Raw genomic sequence first — 19284 nt, 5'->3', positions numbered from 1 at the left:
CTTAGATTAAATTTTGACCTCTTCATTAAAATTTTAACAGAAAAGACTAGACGGAACGCTATTATTGCGCAATTCTTATACAAGCTTTAACAAAATAATAACAATGACTTTGAATTCAATTTACAAATTGATGTATTGAGTTAATCGTTCACAAACCACTTGGTAGAGACTGCGCAAAATAACATTTGGCGTTAATGGCTCTGCCATTACGGAGGTGCTGAGTGAAATCACTAAAGATCGCAATGTCAAAATGGTGTGTTAGCGTTCCATTTTTGTTCTTTTCTCAATTCCTTTTCGCGCAAGAGGCCGCAGAAGAATTATCTTCGCTTAATCTTCGCCGCGGTGCTACTGACATAAGTGGCCAAGTATACGACCTGCATATGCTCATGTTCTTTATATGTGTAGCTATTGCCGTGGTGGTGTTTGGAGTTATGTTTGCTTCTATGTATTTACATAGAAAGTCACGAGGCGCCAAGCCAGCAAACTTTCATGAAAATGTAAAAGTAGAAATTGCATGGACGGTGGTTCCATTCCTCATCCTTATTTTTATGGCCGTACCCGCTGCCAATACGCTTATTGCCATGGAAGATACCTCTGAAGCTGACATGACCGTTCTAGTGACAGGATCTCAATGGAAGTGGCATTACAAGTACATGGACAGTGACGTTGAATACTATTCTTTGCTTGCTACTCAGCGTGAGCAAATTCAAAACAAATTTACGAAGACCGACAATTACTTATTAGAGGTAGATCGTCCTTTAGTAATTCCCACCGGGCAAAAGGTGCGATTTTTGATCACATCGGACGACGTTATTCACTCTTGGTGGGTACCCGACTTTGCGGTGAAGAAAGATGCTAATCCAGGCTTTATTAATGAAGCTTGGGCAAAAGTTAACGAGCCAGGCGTTTACAGAGGCCAATGTGCGGAGTTGTGCGGTAAAGACCACGGTTATATGCCGGTAGTGGTTATCGCAAAGGAACCAGCGGAGTTCGACGCGTGGATGGGTGAGCAGGAAGATCGTGCACGTAAAGCGAAAGAAGAAGAACAGCGCTTACTATCGATGAATATGTCAATGGATGAACTTATGACAGAAGGTGAGCGAGTTTACAACGCCACATGCGCAGCGTGTCATATGCCAAATGGTGAAGGTCTGCCGGGCGTTTTCCCAGCGCTTAAAGGCAGCAAAATGGCACTGGAAGATCAAACTGGGCACATTGAAATTGTGCTTCACGGCAAGGCCGGAACGGCGATGCAGTCGTTTAGCAAGATGTTGAGCCTTAAAGAAATTGCAGCGGTTGTTACCTACGAGCGAAATGCGTGGGGCAATAACACCGGTGACATGGTTCAGGCTAAAGATGTCAACGCTTTAGCAACTGGAAACTAGGAGCGAATGATGAGTAAAGCAACTGAAGTAATTTCGCCAGATACCTCTGTGCATCACGATGACCACGATCATCATGACCATATACCGAAGGGAATTACGCGCTGGCTGTTCACTACGAATCACAAAGATATAGGTACATTGTATTTATGGTTCGCTTTCATCATGTTTTTGGTGGGCGGTGCTATGGCAATGGTTATTCGAGCTGAGTTGTTTCAGCCTGGGTTACAAATTGTCGAGCCAAACTTTTTTAACCAGATGACTACTGTTCATGGGTTAATTATGGTGTTTGGTGCCGTAATGCCTGCGTTTACCGGGCTGGCAAACTGGTTAATTCCAATGATGATTGGGGCACCAGATATGGCGCTTCCCAGAATGAACAACTGGAGCTTTTGGATTTTACCAGGCGCCTTTTTAATTCTACTTAGTTCCTTGTTTATGGAAGGTGGCGGTCCGGCGTTTGGTTGGACTTTCTATGCCCCACTATCAACAACCTATAGTGGCGACTCTACAGCACTGTTCGTCTTCTCTGTTCATATTATGGGTATTTCCTCAATCATGGGGGCGATAAACGTTATCGTAACTATCTTTAACATGCGCGCGCCTGGTATGACATGGATGAAAATGCCGCTGTTTGTATGGACTTGGCTAATTACTGCGTTCTTGCTTATTGCAGTTATGCCTGTGTTAGCAGGTGCAGTCACTATGGTACTGACCGACAAATTCTTTGGCACAAGCTTCTTCGATGCGGCCGGTGGTGGCGACCCCGTTATGTTCCAGCATATTTTCTGGTTCTTCGGACACCCTGAGGTTTACATTATGATACTGCCAGCGTTTGGCATTATCTCTCAAATAGTCCCTACGTTCTCCCGCAAGCCGCTATTTGGTTATGCCTCAATGGTGTATGCAACAGCGTCTATAGCATTACTGTCATTTGTTGTTTGGGCTCACCATATGTTTACCACAGGTATGCCGGTTTACATGGAGATGTTCTTTATGTTTGCCACCATGCTCATTTCCGTTCCCACGGGGGTGAAGGTATTTAACTGGGTAGCCACCATGTGGCGAGGGTCGCTTACCTTTGAAATGCCAATGATGTTCGCTATTGCGTTTATCGTGCTATTCACTATTGGTGGGCTATCGGGACTCATGCTGGCAATAACACCGGTTGATTTCCAATATCATGATACCTACTTCGTGGTCGCTCATTTCCACTATGTACTGGTTACTGGTGCTGTCTTCTCCATTATGGCTGCTGTTTACTACTGGCTGCCTAAATGGACGGGCAAAATGTACGACACCACACTGGCGAAGTGGCACTTCTGGTGCTCTCTTGTTTCGGTAAATGTACTGTTCTTCCCTATGCACTTTGTTGGTTTGGCGGGGATGCCTCGTCGTATTCCAGACTACGCACTTCAATTTGCAGACTTCAATAAATGGATAAGTCTAGGTGGCTTCGCCTTTGGGTTGTCTCAACTTATTTTCTTAGCGCTATTAATTAAAGCGTGCAAAAAACAAGGCGAGCCAGTATCGGCACAGGTATGGGATGGAGCTGAAGGGCTCGAGTGGGAAATTCCTTCTCCTGCGCCTTATCACACATTCGAGACGCCACCAGTAGTTAAATAGTGTTTCGAACTTAGACTGAGACGGGGCTATTAGTAATGGCCCCTGGCAGACTAAGAAATAGAATTCCAAGCGGAGGCACAGTGTATGACACAAGCAAGTGCGAACAATAAGATGGTGGTCAAATTAGTGGCCATTGTTATTGGTATGTTTGGATTCGGTTTTGCGTTAGTGCCGCTTTACGATGTCTTTTGCGACATTGCTGGCATAAATGGCAAGACAGAGGGGACTGCAGCGGTTTATCAATCTATCGATATTGATGAAAGCAGAGAGGTTACCGTTGAATTTATTACTCGCACTAATACCGGAATGCCGTGGGAGTTTCGAGCAGAAACCAAACGTATAAAAGTACACCCTGGTGAGTTGAACACGGTGTCGTTTTACGTGCGAAATCCGGCATCGAGCAATATTATCGCACAAGCTATACCGTCGGTTTCGCCAGGCACTGCAGCCATATATCTCAATAAAACCGAATGTTTCTGCTTTAATCAGCAGCCATTGCAGGCGGGGGCAGAAGCCTATATGCCTATGCAGTTTTATGTAGACCCACAGCTACCTGAAGATATTACGTTTTTTACATTGCAGTACACACTCTATGACGTCACCGCGAGAGCGAGTGATCTAACAACTAAACCGAATCCTTTTATGGATCCGTCGTTACAAAGCGGCGAATAGTCTGTTTGGGATAAGGAGAAAATGATGCAGCAAGAATATCAAAAATATTATGTACCCGCGCAAAGTCCGTGGCCCATTGTGGGGGCGGTCGCTCTGTTTTTAATCGCAGTAGGTGCCGGCAATTTTGTGGTTGAGGCAACGAAGGGCGAAAGTGGTTATGGCAGCTATGTGCTGCTAGCAGGGATTGTTGTTTTATTAGTTATGCTAATAGGATGGTTTAAAAACCAAATAGATGAGTCTATGTCTGGACTGTACAGCGACCAGTTAGGACGCTCTTACAGACAGGGCATGAGTTGGTTTATCTTTTCTGAAGTGATGTTTTTTGGAGCCTTCTTTGGCGCACTCTACTACGCGAGATTTATCGCTGTTCCATGGTTGGGCGGTGATTCAAATAATGCGATGACAAACGAAGTGCTTTGGCCAGGGTTCGAGGCCATGTGGCCACTGGTGAACACCCCAGGCGGTATTACCACACAAGAAATGAGTCCAGGTGGATTGCCCACTATTAATACAATTATTTTGCTTGTCTCCTCAGTGACGCTGCATTTCGCACATGTTGGTTTGGAGCAAAATAAGCGCAAACAGCTCACTCTTATGTTAGGTGCGACTATCTTACTTGGCTGTGGATTCTTGTTTTTGCAGGTTGAAGAGTACATCCATGCATACCGCGATTTGGGCTTAACTCTGCAATCGGGCATTTACGGTAATACTTTCTTTATGCTGACAGGGTTTCACGGCATGCACGTTACCTTGGGCACTATCATTCTAATTGTGATGTTCTTCAGGGTGTTGAAAGGCCACTTCACGCCAAAAGAGCACTTTGCCTTCCAGGCAGGAAGCTGGTACTGGCACTTCGTTGATGTGGTGTGGGTAATGTTGTTTATTTTCGTCTACGTGTTGTAGCGCAGCTAGTCGCCAAGCCCTAATAAGGCCTAGGGTTTGGCGAAATTAACCCAGTTCCAATAGCTATCAATATAAGTACAACGATGATGACAGAGGTAAGTACCCTTCGGCCGATATATTTGCTCATAGGGCCATCTTTAGGATCGTTTTTCATCATCACACGCATGGCCATAAAGAGATTAACAATCATAAATAACACCAGGGCGACAAGGATTACTTTTATTAACATAACCATCTCTTCTTTTTTTATTTGTTTTGGTTGGAGCTGTTAAGTATGTCACAACGTTTTCAGTTTTTATTTCCTTGGCTAGTCACCGCAGTGAGTGTGGCGGCGATGTGTGGCCTGGGATTTTGGCAACTGGAGCGTATGGTCGAAAAACAGCAGCGTTTAGCAAGCATAGCGCAAAAGCAAAGCAATGAAAGCCTTAGCTTAACCGATGCGCTGATGGAAGAAGATCCCAGAGATATTGCAATCAGCTTTGTGGGTACACCGGATGGCGAGCGCGCTTTATTACTTGATAATCAAATCCATGAACAAAAAGTTGGCTTTGATGTATTTGCGCCTGTGTTAACTAATGCAGGCTGGATTTTAGTTAACTATGGCTGGATACCGGCGCCAGACTTAACGCGAACAATACCCCAGGTTAACCTATCAAGTGCGACACGCCAATTTGACGGCATTGTGACCGTTCCTGGAGACAACCCCCTTGTTACTGAGACTAATGTCAGCCTTCCCAGTTTTCCTGCCCTTGTCCAACAGATAGCGTTCAAATCGTTAAGTGAAAGTTTAAATGTTGCACTTTTACCTTATGTTGTTGAGCTCACCTCAAAAGACCCGGCTTTTGTTCGCGATTATGAGCCGGTTGTTATGCCGCCAGAAAAACACCTTGGTTACGCAGTGCAATGGTTTGGTTTAGCCATCGCTGCGGCAGCCATAGGTGGCTTCGCAATCAGTAAAAAAGGACGTATTCATGAGTAATACTACTTCCAAAAAAACACTAATTATTATGGTCGCCGTTTTTGTTCTTCCGGTGGTGTTAGCGAAAATTGCGCTAGAAAACGATTGGTTCAACAAAGCGTCTACAAATAAAGGCGCATTGCTTCAGCCAACCCTTGATTTAAGCACCATGCTAAAAGAAAGCTCACCAACTTGGCGTCTTCTTTATATTTTGCCTGAACAGTGCGACCTGCGTTGTGAAAACGCTCTGTTTAGTATTAATCAGGTGTGGCTGGCGTTAGGGAAAGAGTCTGATCGCGCTCAAGCGCTGGTACTAACCACGCCAAAGAGCGACAAAACTGCACTCGCGTCATTAGCCGATTACCCTAATGTCGCTACGTTGTCGGTAGATGACACGGGGCCATTAGCTTTTCAAAGCGTTTATGTTGTCGACACGCTAAATAACGCCATGCTTTTTTATCAGATCAGTGAAGATAAAGAAGAGGCGGTGATGGAGAGTCGTAACATGCTCGCTGATATCAAAAAATTGCTTAAATTATCGCGTATAGGGTGATAGCCATGAAAAAACTCACGCTGTTTAGTCTTTTTTTAGCTGCCTTTGTTATTGTCCTTGGGGCCTATACACGCCTTACAGATGCTGGGCTTGGCTGCCCAGACTGGCCCGGGTGTTATGGCAATTTAACCGTGCCGCTTGGCGATGAAAAAGTGAGTGCGGCAAATGCGGCCTACCCAGAGCGCCCAGTTGAAGCGTTCAAAGCATGGAACGAAATGATTCACCGTTATTTCGCAGGTACATTAGGATTATGCATAGCAGCCATCGCGTTCATTGCCATCAGACAGCGTAAACAGGGCACACCGCTAAAACTACCGCTTATGTTATTAGGGCTAGTCACCTTTCAAGCTGCGTTAGGCATGTGGACCGTGACGCTGAATTTATTACCTGTGGTGGTGATGGGGCATCTGCTTGGTGGTTTCAGTGTGCTTTCTTGCCTATTTATTTTGTACCTGAGGTTACGTGAGGCTGAATTCACTCAACATCCGAATACTAACCGTCAAGCCAGCGCTGTCTATGAAACAAGTAGTGATGGTAAATCTGCCAATGATTTTAAGGTAATTGCTTCTATTGGTGTTGGCGTTCTTGTAATACAAATAGCGTTGGGCGGATGGACTTCTGCCAACTACGCGGCACTTGCCTGCACAGATATGCCAATTTGCGAAGAGGGATGGCAAAGCCGACTCGATTTCGCAGGTGCATTTAGTGTTCCCGATGCAGATAACTACGAGTTTGGTGCTCATGACTATGGCGAGCGAGCCACCATGCATATTGTTCATCGCGCTGGAGCGCTCATTACCTTCGTATATCTCATGGCTTTGGGAGTTGCCATGTTATTTAGTCGGTCCTCGAAAGGCAGCAGCTTAGCTAGCATTTCGCCCTCTCAAAAAAGATTAAGCAAGATAATGATTGGTTGCCTTTGTGCTCAGGTAGCGTTAGGCATTAGTAATGTGGTGTTCGCGCTACCTCTTGCTGTGGCTGTGCTCCACAACGCAGTCGCTGCCATTTTACTTCTTTCGCTATTGGGCATCGTGTTTTCTCTTTACAGCCCGCGCACTGAGTTATTTGCTCGCTCTGCATCTGTTTATGCTGCATCAGATAATGCAGCTTCGTCGTCTCACCCATTGCCACAGGCCTTATCTAAGGCTTCAGGAGGTCTTCATGGCTAAATCAGCCTCTCTTCAATCTCGCGCGGCACGGTCGCATAATACTGTTTCATGGAAAGATTATTATGAAATGACCAAACCCAATGTGGTTATGTTGCTTCTTTTAACCGCATTGGTGGGCATGTGTTTAGCAACGCCTAATTGGGTAAATGCTATGACGCTTATTAGCGGCCTTATAGGTATTGGCATGCTGTCGGCTTCAGCGGCGGTAATTAATCATGTTGTCGACCATAAAATAGATAGCGTTATGGCACGTACCTTTAACCGGCCCGTCGCAAAGGGCAAGGTGAGCGTAAATAACGCACTGTGGTTTGCCGGTATATTAGGCGTAGTTGGTTTCGCCGTGTTGGCAGTTTTTGTCAATATGCTCACTGCATGGCTAACATTCGCCAGTCTTGTAGGTTATGCGTTTGTTTATACTATGTATTTAAAGCGTGCAACGCCGCAGAATATTGTCATTGGCGGTCTTGCTGGGGCAGCGCCTCCGTTACTGGGGTGGACAGCGGTAACAGGTGAGATACACGCCCATGCGCTGCTACTAGTTCTTATTATCTTTACATGGACACCGCCTCATTTTTGGGCGCTGGCCATTCACCGAGAGAAAGACTACGCAAAAGCGAAAGTTCCCATGCTGCCTGTTACTCACGGCGTATCCTTCACTAAAACATCGGTGTTGGCTTACACAGTATTACTCGGCCTAGTTTGCTTGCTACCCTATCTAACTGGCATGAGCGACATGATTTATTTAGTGGGGTCGAGCGCGTTAAACATTGGATTTTTGCTCTACGCTTTAAAATTAAAGTTCGCAGCAGACGAGCAAACGGCGATGAAAACTTTTAGGTTCTCTATAATTCATCTCATGGTATTGTTTGTGGTATTGCTACTCGACCATTACATACCAGTGAGTTTATGAATCAGAAGTTTTTTGTAGGAGTTGTTGCGCTTGTTGCTCTAATCGGTGGTGTTATCGGTGCGCTTTACATAGCGCCACCGAGCACAGACAGTAGCAACACTCCTGCCTATTTCCAAGAGTACCCGCAACCTCGAGCTATTGCCCCTTTTACACTTTCACACCACAGCGGCAAAGAGTTCACAGAGGCATCGCTTAAAGAACAATGGAGCTTGGTGTTTGTAGGTTATACCTTCTGCCCCGATATATGCCCAACCACCATGGCCGAATTAAATGGTATTTATCCACAGCTGCAGCAAATCGACAGTGTTTATCCTATACGCGTCGTATTTGTGTCAATCGACCCTAAAAGAGACACTTTAAATAGACTTTCTGAGTATGTGAGCTATTTTAATAAAGAGTTCATTGCGGTCACAGGTGAGCATAAATCGCTTTTTCCGTTTGTCAGAAACCTTGGCATGATGTACGCCATCGCTGACAGCACAGACAATCCGAATTACCTCGTAGACCACAGCGCATCAGTAGTGCTTATCGACCCTGAAGGGCGAGTAGTGGGAAGATTCAAACCAACTAGACAACCAGGAAAACTGTCGATAAGCGATCCTCAGCAGATTCTGGCAGACATGCCAATTATTATTGCGAAGTAGTTATATGGAAATAAATATCAGGCCGGGCGTGGCATCCGACGCCGCTTTCGCAGCGCCGCTCATTTTAAGCGCTGCCGAATCATTACTCACTGCTATTTTTGGGCATGACAAAAATAAGACGGCCATGGGCTACCTGACTCACTCATGGGAGCTGGGTGGAGGTCAATACGGTTTCAAAAATCATTGGGTGGCTGAAAAAGATAACACAGTGCTAGGCTTAGTTACCGCTTGGCACAGCAAATTGGGCGCGGCATTTGATAGGGCTACGTTGGACAGTATAACGTCTTACTTCACTCTTGATGAAGCCATACAGGTGGTAATGCGAAATCAAACGGTTGCTGTTAATTTAACACCGCCTGGTAACACCGAGTTAATGATTGGTCATTTGGCCGTTGCAACAGAGGGACAGAGACAAGGTGTTGGTCGTAAGCTTGTTCAGACAATGTTTGAGCAGGCTAAAGCCCTTAAAAGACGACATTTAGTATTAGACGTTGAAGTTTCTAATATTGCTGCCATTCGTTTTTATCAATCTCAGGGTTTTATTGAGGACTCTGTAAATAAAGGTTTTATTCGTTTCTCTCGCGAAGCGCTGTAAACGTATTACCTTTGATTAATGGCCTTATATTAAGGCCAATAGATTTTTCTGCTTACTGTTATCCAATATTCTTATTTCATTTCCATTGCCCCAATAGCAAACCTTTTCGTTGAGAAAAGGTCATTAACATTTAATCGGGATATTTACCCTCACTATTGGCGAGGAAAAATGGCACAGAATACCAATAAAAGCGTCCTGCCATAGATTCAGATGGAGCAGTACAGTTAACCCTAGAGCGGCCAACGGGCAATTCACCCTCAATAGAGAAGCTTATTTTTTGATTGTTAACCTCAGTATTAATACTGCTTCCTGCATAAAAGCAATTTACCTGTGATAGGCGCACATCACCTTTTGATACTGTTAGTGTAATTGGCGCGTTAAGCATTTTGTCTTTCAAGCGGGGCTCAGGCATAGAGGTGTGGGTGACGGGCATTGCTAAACTGTTGAGCTTTGTCTTTAGTGTGTCGAGTTTTGCATAAGGCCCTGCAGCGGGGAAACGCGGTAATGCGAACAAATTACTGGTTGGGCCTACAGCGCCAGAGTGCTGTCCAAAACCAACATATCCGTGCTCTTCTAATTTAGATGCCAGAGCTAAATTAAATTCACCGAAAGGGTAGGCTAGGTATTTAAGACTTACGCCAAGTTGCTCTTCTATTTTCTGTTCAGCGGCTTCTACATTTCGCCATACTTTTTCAAGCCATTCGTCGTCGGTGAATTCGTTATTAAGCATGTGCAGGTGGTCTAAAGTGTGGTTGGCAAACAGCACACCGTCTTCGTGCATCGTGCTTACCTGCTCCCATGAGAGCTGTTTAGGCCCTACGCCAATTTCATTGGGGTTGATAAATATTGTGTAGGAAAACCCATACTCAGAAAGAATTGGGTGCGCATTGTGCAAAATATTGGCGTACCCGTCGTCAAAGGTAATGGCAACGGCATTGTCGGGGAGTGGAAGGTTTTCAGAGATTGCTTTAACCACATCTGAAAGCGGAACAACGGTATGGTTTTTTGCAATATACTGCATATGAGAACGAAAAGTATCTGGGCTCACACTTGTGCTTGGCGGTGTGTCATTTGAAACATGGTGATAAAGCAAAATGGCTGCATTTGTGGTGTCTTTTGACGCAGCAACGCTGTGTAGCGAAACCAACATAAATGCTACACAAGCAGTTAAATGAGCAAGGAGTTTGTTTACGAACTTACTCTCTCTATTCATCGTTATTAGCATGTTACACTTCTCCCTAGTTATTCTACCTAACCCTTCATGTTTGAGAGCCTTGATGTCGACTGCCACCGAACAGCATAAACCACTATGGTTTGATCATACACGTTTACTTGCCCTTGCGCTGCCTATGATATTAGCCAATATCACCACACCACTGCTTGGCTTGGTAGATACCGCAGTGCTTGGGCATATGCAGGTGCCAGCTATGCTTGCCGGAGCGTCTGTTGCTGCGCTTATTCTTACGCAAATATATTGGGTTTGTGGTTTTCTAAGGATGTCTGCGACGGGCCTAAGTGCACAAGCAAAAGGGAGTGAAAACCCGACCGTAGAATCGGCAAAAGTACTTTGGCAAGCCATGGCATTTTCTTGTGTTTTAGGTGCTCTCATTTTGCTGCTTCAACAGCCTATTTTACATGTTGGGTTAACGCTTACGCAGCCAAATGAGAGCGTAGCAAGTTACTTAAACGATTATTTCGCAAACCGAGTGTGGGGAGCGCCTGCAGCGATGCTGAATTTGGTGCTTATAGGTTGGCTGGTAGGACAGCAAAAAACCAAGCAGGTCATGATCATTCAAATTGTGGGAAATCTATTAAATGCTGGGCTCGACGTTGCATTTGTTTATGGCCTCGGTTTTTCCGTCGCTGGTGTCGCCCTTGCTAGTGTTATAGCTGAATACAGTATGATGGCAATGGCGTTGTATATTGCCTTAGGTCGGGTAAAAGGCGTACGCATTGCAGGCGATTGGTTTAACCGCGCGGCTCGCCGCGTATTAATGAAGCTAAATGGCGATATGCTTATTCGCAATTTAGCATTACAGGGCTGTTTAGCGTTTCTTACCATACAAGGTGCTCGGTATGGAGAAACATCTGCGGCTGTAAATGCGATATTAATGCAGTTCTTTGTTTTAATTGCCTTGGGATTAGATGGTATCGCCTATGGCGTAGAAGCTTTGGTGGGCGAAGCTAAAGGCGCCGGCGACAACCAAGAGATCAAACGAAGAACCTACCAAGGGTTATTTTGGTCTTCGCTCTTTGCTGTTGGCTATAGCATTGGCTTTTGGCTATTTGGCGAGTCCATTATTCGTTTGCTCACCGAGCATGGGGATATTGTTGAAGCGGCACTGCCCTATTTACCTCTTATGGTGCTGCTGCCTGTTTTAGCCCATTGGTGCTTCTTGTTCGACGGTGTTTTTGTGGGGTTAACAAGGGCTTCGTCAATGAGAAACACGATGCTGGTGAGCGCATTATTCGTTTATTTTCCTATTTGGTTTATTACTCAAAATGCAGGTAATAAGAGCCTGTGGTATGCGCTAATTGCATTCTTATTTGCCAGAGGAGTGACTCTGGGCGTGAGCTTTTACCGGTTAGGCAGTAAAAATGCGTTGTCAGTCAGCGAAAGTTAATGTGCTGATACTGCAAGAGTTATGAAAAGGTTGGCGGTGCTGAGAAAGTTTCTGTGCATAAAATGATGGTGGCAGAAAAACAGGCTTCTCTGCCACATCAAAAGGTCTTGAGCTTATTTTTGGATTATATGTGTTGCGCAGAGTTTATTCCCCGCAGGATCGCGTAAATAAGCAAGGTATAACTGGCGCTCTTCGGTGCCTCTAATGCCGGGTGGATCCTCGCACACAACGCCACCATTTTCGCTACCTACTTTAAACCATTCATCCACCACTTCTGGTGAGCGCGCGGCCAAGCCCAGAGTGAAACCATTACCGTGGGTGGCTTCCTCGCCATTGATTGGCTTTGTCAGTGCGAGTATGCCTTTGGGGGTGAAATAAAATATCCGACCGTGCTCGTCATAAACACCGGCGTCAAATCCAAGCACGCCCAGAATGGCATCGTAGAATTTTTTAGATGCTTCTAGGTCATTCGCACCTAACATGACATGGCTAAACATGTTGTATCCTTCTTCTTATCATTCCCAAATGGGGACTATTTTATACGGCGTATTTAAATCTACCCCGTGGCGAAATCCACTGCAGCTGCGGCATGCAGTGCTGTGGTGTCATACAGTTGAACGTTAGTATGTAGTTGCTGAACTAGTAAAGCAATTTCAGTGCAGCCAAGAATAACGCCCTCTGCTCCTACAGATGCAAGATTGTCGATGATTTCAATATACGCGCTGCGAGACTGTGTGCAAATCACGCCTTTGCATAATTGCTCATAAATGATCCTATGGACAATTTCCCGCTCGTGCTTGGAAGGAACCACAACCTCTATACCAAAACGCGATTTTAACCGCTCGGTGTAAAAGGTTTGCTCCATAGTGAATTGGGTACCAAGCAAACCCACTTTTTTCACCTTGTTAGCGGCTAGAGATGTACCTGTGGCGTCGGCTATATGAAGCAATGGAATAGAGAGATCTTTAACAACGTCGTCAGCTACTTTATGCATGGTATTTGTGCAAATAACAATGGCATCGGCACCTGCTTGAGAAAGCACTTGCGCCTCATTGTTAAGAAGTTCGGCCATTTGATTCCAATCGCCGGCTCGTTGAAGCTGCTCTATCACGGCAAAATCAACGCTACTTAATAGCAATTTTGCGCTGTGAAAACCGCCGAGCTTTGCGTTTACACCGCGATTAATCATTTGGTAGTAGCTTACCGTAGATTCCCAACTCATTCCGCCAATCAGGCCAAGCGTTTTCATTGTGTTTTACTCTGTTTTTAATTTAAAAAGACGCGCTTTCTTTTACCTACATTGCAATGTTGCGCTAGCCATTGCAAGTGACATGAGAAAAGTCACTGTTGCAAAATATGGGCTACATTGTGAAAGGCGATGTGTAAAACCTATGTCTTAGAGTATGGTGTTGAAAGGCGGGTATTAGCGGCTCTTGCTTATTTGGGCGTTATTGAGGTGGTGGAGGTTTTATATTTTTCAACGATGAGAATCTTTGCATAAAAATGCCAAAATAGCCCCACATAGCGTAAGCAAAACCACAAAGGAGTACAGCAACAGAGAAATAATGCAGAACTGCATACAAGTGGCTGATAAAAAATAACAGCACAACGCCGACAGCAAAAATAGTGAGTCCTATTTTGAATCGCTGCCAGCTTGTGTGAATATCTGGAATGGGGATCAAGGTTATTCCAGTTTAAGGCTTAATAGTAAGAGTGCTCACCAGCCTCGTGCTCGGTAGCATCTCGTACGCCATTCAGCTCGCCTGCAAACTGCTCTAGCATTTGTTTTTCAATGCCGTCTTTCAGCGTTACGTCTACCATAGAGCAACCGTTACAGCCGCCGCCAAATTGCAAAATGGCGAAGCCATCGTCGGTGACTTCTGTAAGCACAACTTGTCCGCCATGATTGGCAAGCTGAGGGTTTATCTCAGACTCAATCATGTAATTAATTCGGTCTATAAGGGGAGCGTCGTCTGCTACCTTTCTTGCTTTAGCGTTCGGTGCCTTCAATGTAAGTTGAGAGCCCATCTGATCAGTAATGTAATCAATTTCAGCTTCTTCAAGATAAGGAGCACTTTCTTCATCTACAACCGCGTCAAAACCATTGAACGTTAAGCGAGTGTCAGTATCTTCAACCGCGTCGGGTGGGCAATAAGACACGCCACATTCCGCCGACGAGGTGCCTGGGTTTACGACGAATACACGAATATTCGTGCCAGACTCTTGTTTACTCAGCAGTTTTACAAAGTGAGCCTGGGCTTCTTCTGATATAGTTATCATCGGCAAGTCCTATATTATTCAAAATTTGCAGTATTGTACCAAATTTACCTGACTAAAACAGTCAAGTATTAATTAAAAATTTAGAACATGTTGATGACTAAATCTTATTTAGACCGTTACTATCAACATGCCATCATGAAACAACAAGACGGGGAAGCGCTATGCTAGCGAATCTTTATAACACCGCCAAAAAAACACGCCTTACATGGATAAAAACGCTGCTTTTAAGCACCGCTGTGTGTACATCTGCCATCGGTATGTCAGCAAGCGCCTCGACTATTACCATCGCGCCTGATAAAGGCGGCATGCCTGTTCAAGATTATCTTCCAGACACGGTCACTTACGACCCAGCCATCCCCACGCCTGAGTCGGTGCTAGGAGCAAATCTTGGGCAGTGGCATGTACGTCACGATCAGCTTGTGAATTACATGTACCTTCTTGCTCAAAAGTCCGACCGTATCACCATAGAAGAGACAGGGCGTACTCATGAAAATCGTCCGCTGCTGCTTCTCACTATTACATCTCCTGCTAATCGAGATAACCTTGAAGACATGCGCAAAACACATCTCAATGTGTTGGAAAAAGGAAATACGCCCGCAAGCGACGCCCCTTTGGTTTTCTACATGGGGTATAGCATCCACGGCAACGAACCTTCGGGAGCAAACGCGTCGCTCGCATTAGCCTACTACTTGGCTGCCGGTCAGGGTAAAGAAATTGACACACTGTTAAACAATAACATTGTACTACTAGACCCTTCTTTCAACCCTGACGGGCTGTCGCGCTTTGCACAGTGGGCAAATATGCATAAGGGTAAACAGCTGGTAGCAGACAGTAATAACCGAGAGCATGACGAAGGGTGGCCTTCAGGTAGAACTAATCATTATTGGTTCGACTTAAACCGAGACTGGTTATTACTGGCTCACCCAGAATCCCAAGCGCGTATTAAGCAGTTTCATAAATGGCGTCCGCACGTTTTAACCGACTTTCATGAGATGGGCACAGACAGCACCTACTTTTTCCAACCCGGTGTGCGCTCTCGCAAAAATCCGCTTACGCCTGATGAGAACGTTACGCTAACTGAAGCGATTGCGAACTATCATGCTGCAGCGTTTGACGCGAAAGGTCAGCTTTATTTTACCGAAGAAGCATTTGATGATTTTTATGCAGGGAAAGGCTCTACCTATCCCGATTTACACGGCAGCATAGGCATTCTTTTTGAGCAGGCAAGCTCTCGCGGACATCTTCAATCGTCAATTAACGGAGATTTGGCTTTTAGCGACACTATCGCTAATCAAGTAACCACGTCGCTAAGCACATTTAAAGGTGCTATTGCTAATAAAGCTGCAATTCTCGACTATCAGGCAGAGTTCGTTAACAGCACCATGTCTATGGCGAAAGATGATGACACACATGGCTTTGTGGTAAGTGCTTCGAACGATAGCGGGCGTTTTCTTGCGTTCACCAATCTACTTAAGCAGCACGACATCGCGTTTGATGTAATTACTAAAGATACGTCGGTAAATGACGTAAAAGTAAAAGCAAATAACGCTATTTTTGTTCCAGCTGAACAACCGCAATATCGCTTAGTTAAATCAATCTTTTCAACGCAAACGTCTTTTGAAAATAATACATTTTACGATGTATCAACGTGGAATTTAGCGCTTGCCTTTAACCTCAATTATACCGCGGCTGAAAAGGGAGATATGCGCGGTGTGAAGCGCACTAATATTGAATCATTCGATGGCACATTAGCCAATGTCGATTTGCCTGATGTAGACGAGGACGCTTATGCCTACGCGTTTTCTTGGCAGCCCTACTACTCTCCAGCACTTCTTCAAACCTTGTTAGAAAAAGGTGTTCAAGTGAGAAGTTCTGAAAAAAGTTTTGCTGCTGTAAGTATGGATAACAGTGTTATTAATTTCCCTGCTGGCAGTGTTGTCGTTCCTACAGGGCTGTCGCAACCCAATAATATTGCCACTATTATCAGACAAGTTTCTGAGCAAGTTCAGGTGCCGGTTTATAGTTTGAAAAGTGGGTTAACGCCGTCGGGCAACGATTTGGGCAGTCGCAGCATGTCACCTATTAAAGCGCCAAGTGTCCTTATTGTTGGCGGAGAAGGTACACGAGAGTACGATGTTGGCGAAATTTGGCATTATTTCGATACTAAACTAGGGCTCTCAGCAAGCATTGTAGAGCAACAAAAATTGATGAGAGCTCTACGTGATGACAGTACGCACTATACCCATATTATTTTTCCAAATGGCCGTTACTCATTCTCAGAGAAAGAGAACCTTGAGCTCAAACGCTGGGTAGAAGCAGGTGGTGTGGCAATAGGTCAAAAGTCGGCGCTTCGTTACTTTGCTGAAAACGACTGGTTAGATATCGATATTGTTGGTCGCGATGCCATCGACAACGCTTTTGATGAAAGCACCTTGTCTTACGGCGATGGATCAGCACTGTATGCCAAAAAATTGGTTGCTGGTGCTATTTACGAAGCCGATGTAGATACTACTCATCCGCTTTTTTACGGTTATACAAAAGATACATTGCCGTTGTTCAAAACCAGCAACATGATTGTGAAAAATGAATACTCTCCGTTTACAACGCCTGCACGCTATACCAAAAGTCCGTTAATGGCCGGCTTTAGCGATACTGCGATGGTGGCGTTAGTGGCCGAAACTCCGGCGGTGATAGCTGAAAAGCAAGGCCGAGGCGTAGTAATTGGGTTTACCGATAATACTCAGTTTAGAGGCTATTGGTACGGAACAAACAAGATGTTAGCTAACGCGATATATCAGTCTCATTTCATTCGCTAATTGTCGCTTTAATAATTAACTATTCCGCTGAGTCTTTATTGCTAGTGGAGCGGCTAGAACTTGGATAAGGATGTCTCTAGCCCCGTTATATTTTCAATAAACTACTTTTGGGCGGTGGTGTAAAAGTCATCGCCCAAACCTGAATAGTGATGTTTGGGTATCGCTTCCTTAATAAATAACTCAGCATATTCACAGTAACCCCCGTTGTTATCACGTCATCTACAATAGCCACATTCAATTTCTCACCGCTATTACACGCAATTAGTTCAGCAGCATGATGAACTAGAGAAAAAGCCTGTTTTGCATTATCTTTTCGTTGTGCCTTTGTGAGCTGATGTTGAGTGCTTGCGCCTGTTCTTTTAGCCCATTGGTGAAGACAAGGAATTCCCAGCTGCTTACTTAAATACTCAGCAATGACTCCCGCCTGATTATAATGGCGTGTAGCGAGTCGCCATGCACTTATTGGTACAGGAAGGAGTAAATGAGGCACAGCAAGTGTGCAGTGTTGCTTTTTATCGACAAACCAACGGCATAAGATCTTGCCCGCAGAGAGTGAGTGTGAGAATTTAAAATGATGAATAAGCGAAGACATTGGCCACATATGAAGCCCAAGAATAGATAAGGAATGGTAATGCTTATGGGCGACATGACTGCCAACAGGACCAAATCGCAACAAGTTATTTCCGTGAACCTCATCGTTGAAAAAAAACATGTCAGATTCACACCATTGACACACTGGCGCAGGACTTGCCTGATAACATAATAGGCATGAGAGGTTCATTTCAAAACGGGCTCTGATTTTTAAAGCAGTCCGGTTTTAGACCGAAACACTTATTTGAGGTGCTAAATGGAAAGTTTGATTAAAAATGAGGCACTTGTCACCCGTACTTATGGTACTGAAATCAAAGATAAGAGCAAAAATGCAATAGACACAAACGCTGCTGATGTGAGCAACACAGGAATAGATATAGTTCTTCTCCATGGCTGGGGCATGAATAGCGGTGCTTTTTCTTCTTTTATTCCCTATCTTCAAGACAGCTTTCGCGTAACTACCATAGATTTGCCTGGTTTTGGGGAAAACGTAGCTGCGCTTCCATCTCCTTACACGGTGGATGCGTTAGCAAAACTGTGCGCGGCACAGCTTCCTAAAGATTGCGTATTAATAGGCTGGTCGTTAGGTGGGCTAGTGGCTCAGAAAATAGCGATTAATGCGCCAGAAAAACTGTCCGGTTTAATCACTATTGCGTCAACGCCTCGCTTCAGTGCCGGCCATTGCTGGCCTGGGATAGCAGAAGATCTATTAAACATGTTTGAGGCGCAGTTAGAAAAGGACTATAAAAAGACGTTAGAGCGCTTTCTTGCTATTCAAGCTATGGGCAGTGCAACTGCAAAAAACGATATAAAGACCATAAGGCAGCAAATAACTGACTACCCAGACCCAGCCGAGGAGGCCTTGAAGCGAGGCCTCAGTATTCTTGCAAACGAAGATTTGCGAGCGCAGATCGGCAGAATTATGACACCGACACTTAGATTATATGGCCGTTTAGACAGCCTTGTACCTACAGCGGGAATAGACAGGGTTTGTGAGCTTCATCCTCAAGCCGATACCGTAGTAATGCCTCACGCTTCTCATGCGCCGTTTATCTCTCACCCTCAGCAAACAGCAGATATCATTTACCGCTTTTCCACTAGCTTACAGCACCAAAGAGCATCTTAAGTGCCCTTTATTGAAATAAAATTCATTGTAGGTACAGCGACTTAGTTTGTACCTCTGCGAACGGGCTTTATATTTCCCTCTTGTTGGTTAATAATTGTGCATGAGAGGTTAGGGGATTTTTATGTCTGAAGTAAGTGCTGTTTCGTTAAATTCTGCGTTTGCGGCAGGACAGATGGGCTTGCAGCGTGCCAGCGATGGTGTGACACAGGCAGCAGCAAATATTGCAGATAGAAATAATAGAGATAAAAGCGCACAAGCAGATATACAATCTGCTTCTGCTGATGGGGCTGCTAAAAGCCAGCCTAACTCAAACCTTACCTCCGATCTAATATCGCTAAACGTCAATAGTTTAAACGCCCAAGCGTCGGCAAAAGTTATCGATGTTGCAAACGATACACTTGGGACCATCATAGATACGCTAGCGTAGGGAGCAAG

20 protein-coding genes are annotated in these 19284 nt (G+C 44.9%); 14 read left to right on the top strand and 6 right to left on the bottom strand.

The annotated features are described in order from the left end of the window. Positions 1–242: 242 nt before the first annotated feature. From coxB to BM528_RS17900, 4 genes are all read left to right on the top strand, one after another. Complete coding sequence (gene coxB, locus BM528_RS17915; protein WP_083595343.1) at positions 243–1385, top strand: cytochrome c oxidase subunit II; 1143 nt, start codon at positions 243–245, stop codon at positions 1383–1385. A gap of 9 nt (positions 1386–1394) precedes the next feature. Further along, the gene (gene ctaD, locus BM528_RS17910) at positions 1395–3008 is read left to right on the top strand and encodes a cytochrome c oxidase subunit I (protein ID WP_071981009.1); all 1614 of its coding nucleotides are present in this window, start codon (positions 1395–1397) and stop codon (positions 3006–3008) included. Positions 3009–3092: 84 nt separating this feature from the next. Then, on the top strand, positions 3093–3680 hold the full coding sequence (locus BM528_RS17905; RefSeq protein ID WP_071981008.1) for a cytochrome c oxidase assembly protein: 588 nt from the start codon (positions 3093–3095) through the stop codon (positions 3678–3680). Between the two features lie 21 nt (positions 3681–3701). Then, positions 3702–4583, top strand: a complete 882-nt coding sequence (locus BM528_RS17900) for a cytochrome c oxidase subunit 3 (protein WP_071981007.1) — start codon at positions 3702–3704, stop codon at positions 4581–4583. A gap of 19 nt (positions 4584–4602) precedes the next feature. Here the strand turns inward: BM528_RS17900 and BM528_RS17895 are convergent, their stop codons facing one another. Continuing rightward, the gene (locus BM528_RS17895; RefSeq protein WP_071981006.1) at positions 4603–4812 is read right to left on the bottom strand and encodes a DUF2909 domain-containing protein; all 210 of its coding nucleotides are present in this window, start codon (positions 4810–4812) and stop codon (positions 4603–4605) included. Positions 4813–4857: 45 nt separating this feature from the next. Here BM528_RS17895 and BM528_RS17890 point away from each other — a divergent pair, with 45 nt between their 5' ends. From BM528_RS17890 to BM528_RS17865, 6 genes are read left to right on the top strand one after another with little or no spacing between them, the layout of a single operon-like run. Beyond that, positions 4858–5562, top strand: a complete 705-nt coding sequence (locus BM528_RS17890; RefSeq protein ID WP_071981005.1) for an SURF1 family protein — start codon at positions 4858–4860, stop codon at positions 5560–5562. Beyond that, positions 5555–6094: a hypothetical protein gene (locus BM528_RS17885; RefSeq protein WP_071981004.1), complete on the top strand. Its 540-nt coding sequence runs from the start codon at positions 5555–5557 to the stop codon at positions 6092–6094. Before BM528_RS17890 ends, BM528_RS17885 begins: the two co-directional genes overlap by 8 nt. A 5-nt stretch (positions 6095–6099) precedes the next feature. Then, entirely contained in the window at positions 6100–7263 is a 1164-nt protein-coding gene (locus BM528_RS17880; RefSeq protein ID WP_071981003.1) for a COX15/CtaA family protein, read from the top strand. Next, the gene (gene cyoE, locus BM528_RS17875) at positions 7256–8173 is read left to right on the top strand and encodes a heme o synthase (protein ID WP_071981002.1); all 918 of its coding nucleotides are present in this window, start codon (positions 7256–7258) and stop codon (positions 8171–8173) included. The genes BM528_RS17880 and cyoE overlap by 8 nt, the downstream gene beginning before the upstream one ends. Then, positions 8170–8817 carry an SCO family protein gene (locus BM528_RS17870; protein WP_071981001.1) on the top strand — a complete coding sequence of 216 codons (648 nt, stop codon included), beginning with the start codon at positions 8170–8172 and terminating at the stop codon, positions 8815–8817. The genes cyoE and BM528_RS17870 overlap by 4 nt, the downstream gene beginning before the upstream one ends. Before the next feature lie 4 nt (positions 8818–8821). Then, positions 8822–9412 carry a GNAT family N-acetyltransferase gene (locus BM528_RS17865; RefSeq protein WP_071981000.1) on the top strand — a complete coding sequence of 197 codons (591 nt, stop codon included), beginning with the start codon at positions 8822–8824 and terminating at the stop codon, positions 9410–9412. Positions 9413–9542: 130 nt separating this feature from the next. Here the strand turns inward: BM528_RS17865 and BM528_RS17860 are convergent, their stop codons facing one another. Continuing rightward, positions 9543–10637, bottom strand: coding sequence for a polysaccharide deacetylase family protein (locus BM528_RS17860; protein WP_083595342.1), 1095 nt, complete (start codon positions 10635–10637; stop codon positions 9543–9545). A 52-nt stretch (positions 10638–10689) separates the two neighbouring features. Here BM528_RS17860 and BM528_RS17855 point away from each other — a divergent pair, with 52 nt between their 5' ends. Continuing rightward, the gene (locus BM528_RS17855; RefSeq protein ID WP_071980999.1) at positions 10690–12036 is read left to right on the top strand and encodes an MATE family efflux transporter; all 1347 of its coding nucleotides are present in this window, start codon (positions 10690–10692) and stop codon (positions 12034–12036) included. Positions 12037–12149: 113 nt separating this feature from the next. Here BM528_RS17855 and BM528_RS17850 read toward each other — a convergent pair whose 3' ends face one another. From BM528_RS17850 to nfuA, 3 genes are all read right to left on the bottom strand, one after another. Then, positions 12150–12533: a VOC family protein gene (locus tag BM528_RS17850; RefSeq protein WP_071980998.1), complete on the bottom strand. Its 384-nt coding sequence runs from the start codon at positions 12531–12533 to the stop codon at positions 12150–12152. Between the two features lie 59 nt (positions 12534–12592). After that, positions 12593–13285, bottom strand: coding sequence for an aspartate/glutamate racemase family protein (locus BM528_RS17845; RefSeq protein ID WP_071980997.1), 693 nt, complete (start codon positions 13283–13285; stop codon positions 12593–12595). Between the two features lie 452 nt (positions 13286–13737). Then, positions 13738–14316: a Fe-S biogenesis protein NfuA gene (gene nfuA / locus BM528_RS17835; protein WP_071980996.1), complete on the bottom strand. Its 579-nt coding sequence runs from the start codon at positions 14314–14316 to the stop codon at positions 13738–13740. 161 nt (positions 14317–14477) lie between these two features. Here nfuA and BM528_RS17830 point away from each other — a divergent pair, with 161 nt between their 5' ends. Then, on the top strand, positions 14478–17132 hold the full coding sequence (locus tag BM528_RS17830; RefSeq protein ID WP_071980995.1) for a M14 metallopeptidase family protein: 2655 nt from the start codon (positions 14478–14480) through the stop codon (positions 17130–17132). Between the two features lie 85 nt (positions 17133–17217). Here the strand turns inward: BM528_RS17830 and BM528_RS17825 are convergent, their stop codons facing one another. Continuing rightward, positions 17218–17844 (bottom strand): ComF family protein, encoded by a 627-nt coding sequence (locus tag BM528_RS17825; protein ID WP_232230524.1) that lies wholly within the window; start codon positions 17842–17844, stop codon positions 17218–17220. Positions 17845–17979: 135 nt separating this feature from the next. On the opposite strand from BM528_RS17825, the gene bioH reads away from it, so the two are divergent. Together bioH and BM528_RS17815 are read left to right on the top strand one after the other, a co-directional pair. Further along, a complete protein-coding gene (gene bioH, locus BM528_RS17820; RefSeq protein ID WP_083595341.1) occupies positions 17980–18849 on the top strand; it encodes a pimeloyl-ACP methyl ester esterase BioH in 870 nt (289 codons plus the stop codon). A gap of 121 nt (positions 18850–18970) precedes the next feature. After that, the gene (locus BM528_RS17815) at positions 18971–19276 is read left to right on the top strand and encodes a hypothetical protein (protein WP_071980993.1); all 306 of its coding nucleotides are present in this window, start codon (positions 18971–18973) and stop codon (positions 19274–19276) included. The last annotated feature ends 8 nt before the right edge of the window (positions 19277–19284 follow it).

It is taken from the genome of Alteromonas sp. RW2A1 (assembly GCF_001886475.1).
Lineage (GTDB): Bacteria > Pseudomonadota > Gammaproteobacteria > Enterobacterales > Alteromonadaceae > Alteromonas > Alteromonas hispanica.
Note: the sequence above shows the minus strand (reverse complement) of the source record. Positions and strands in the feature narration are given on the sequence as shown.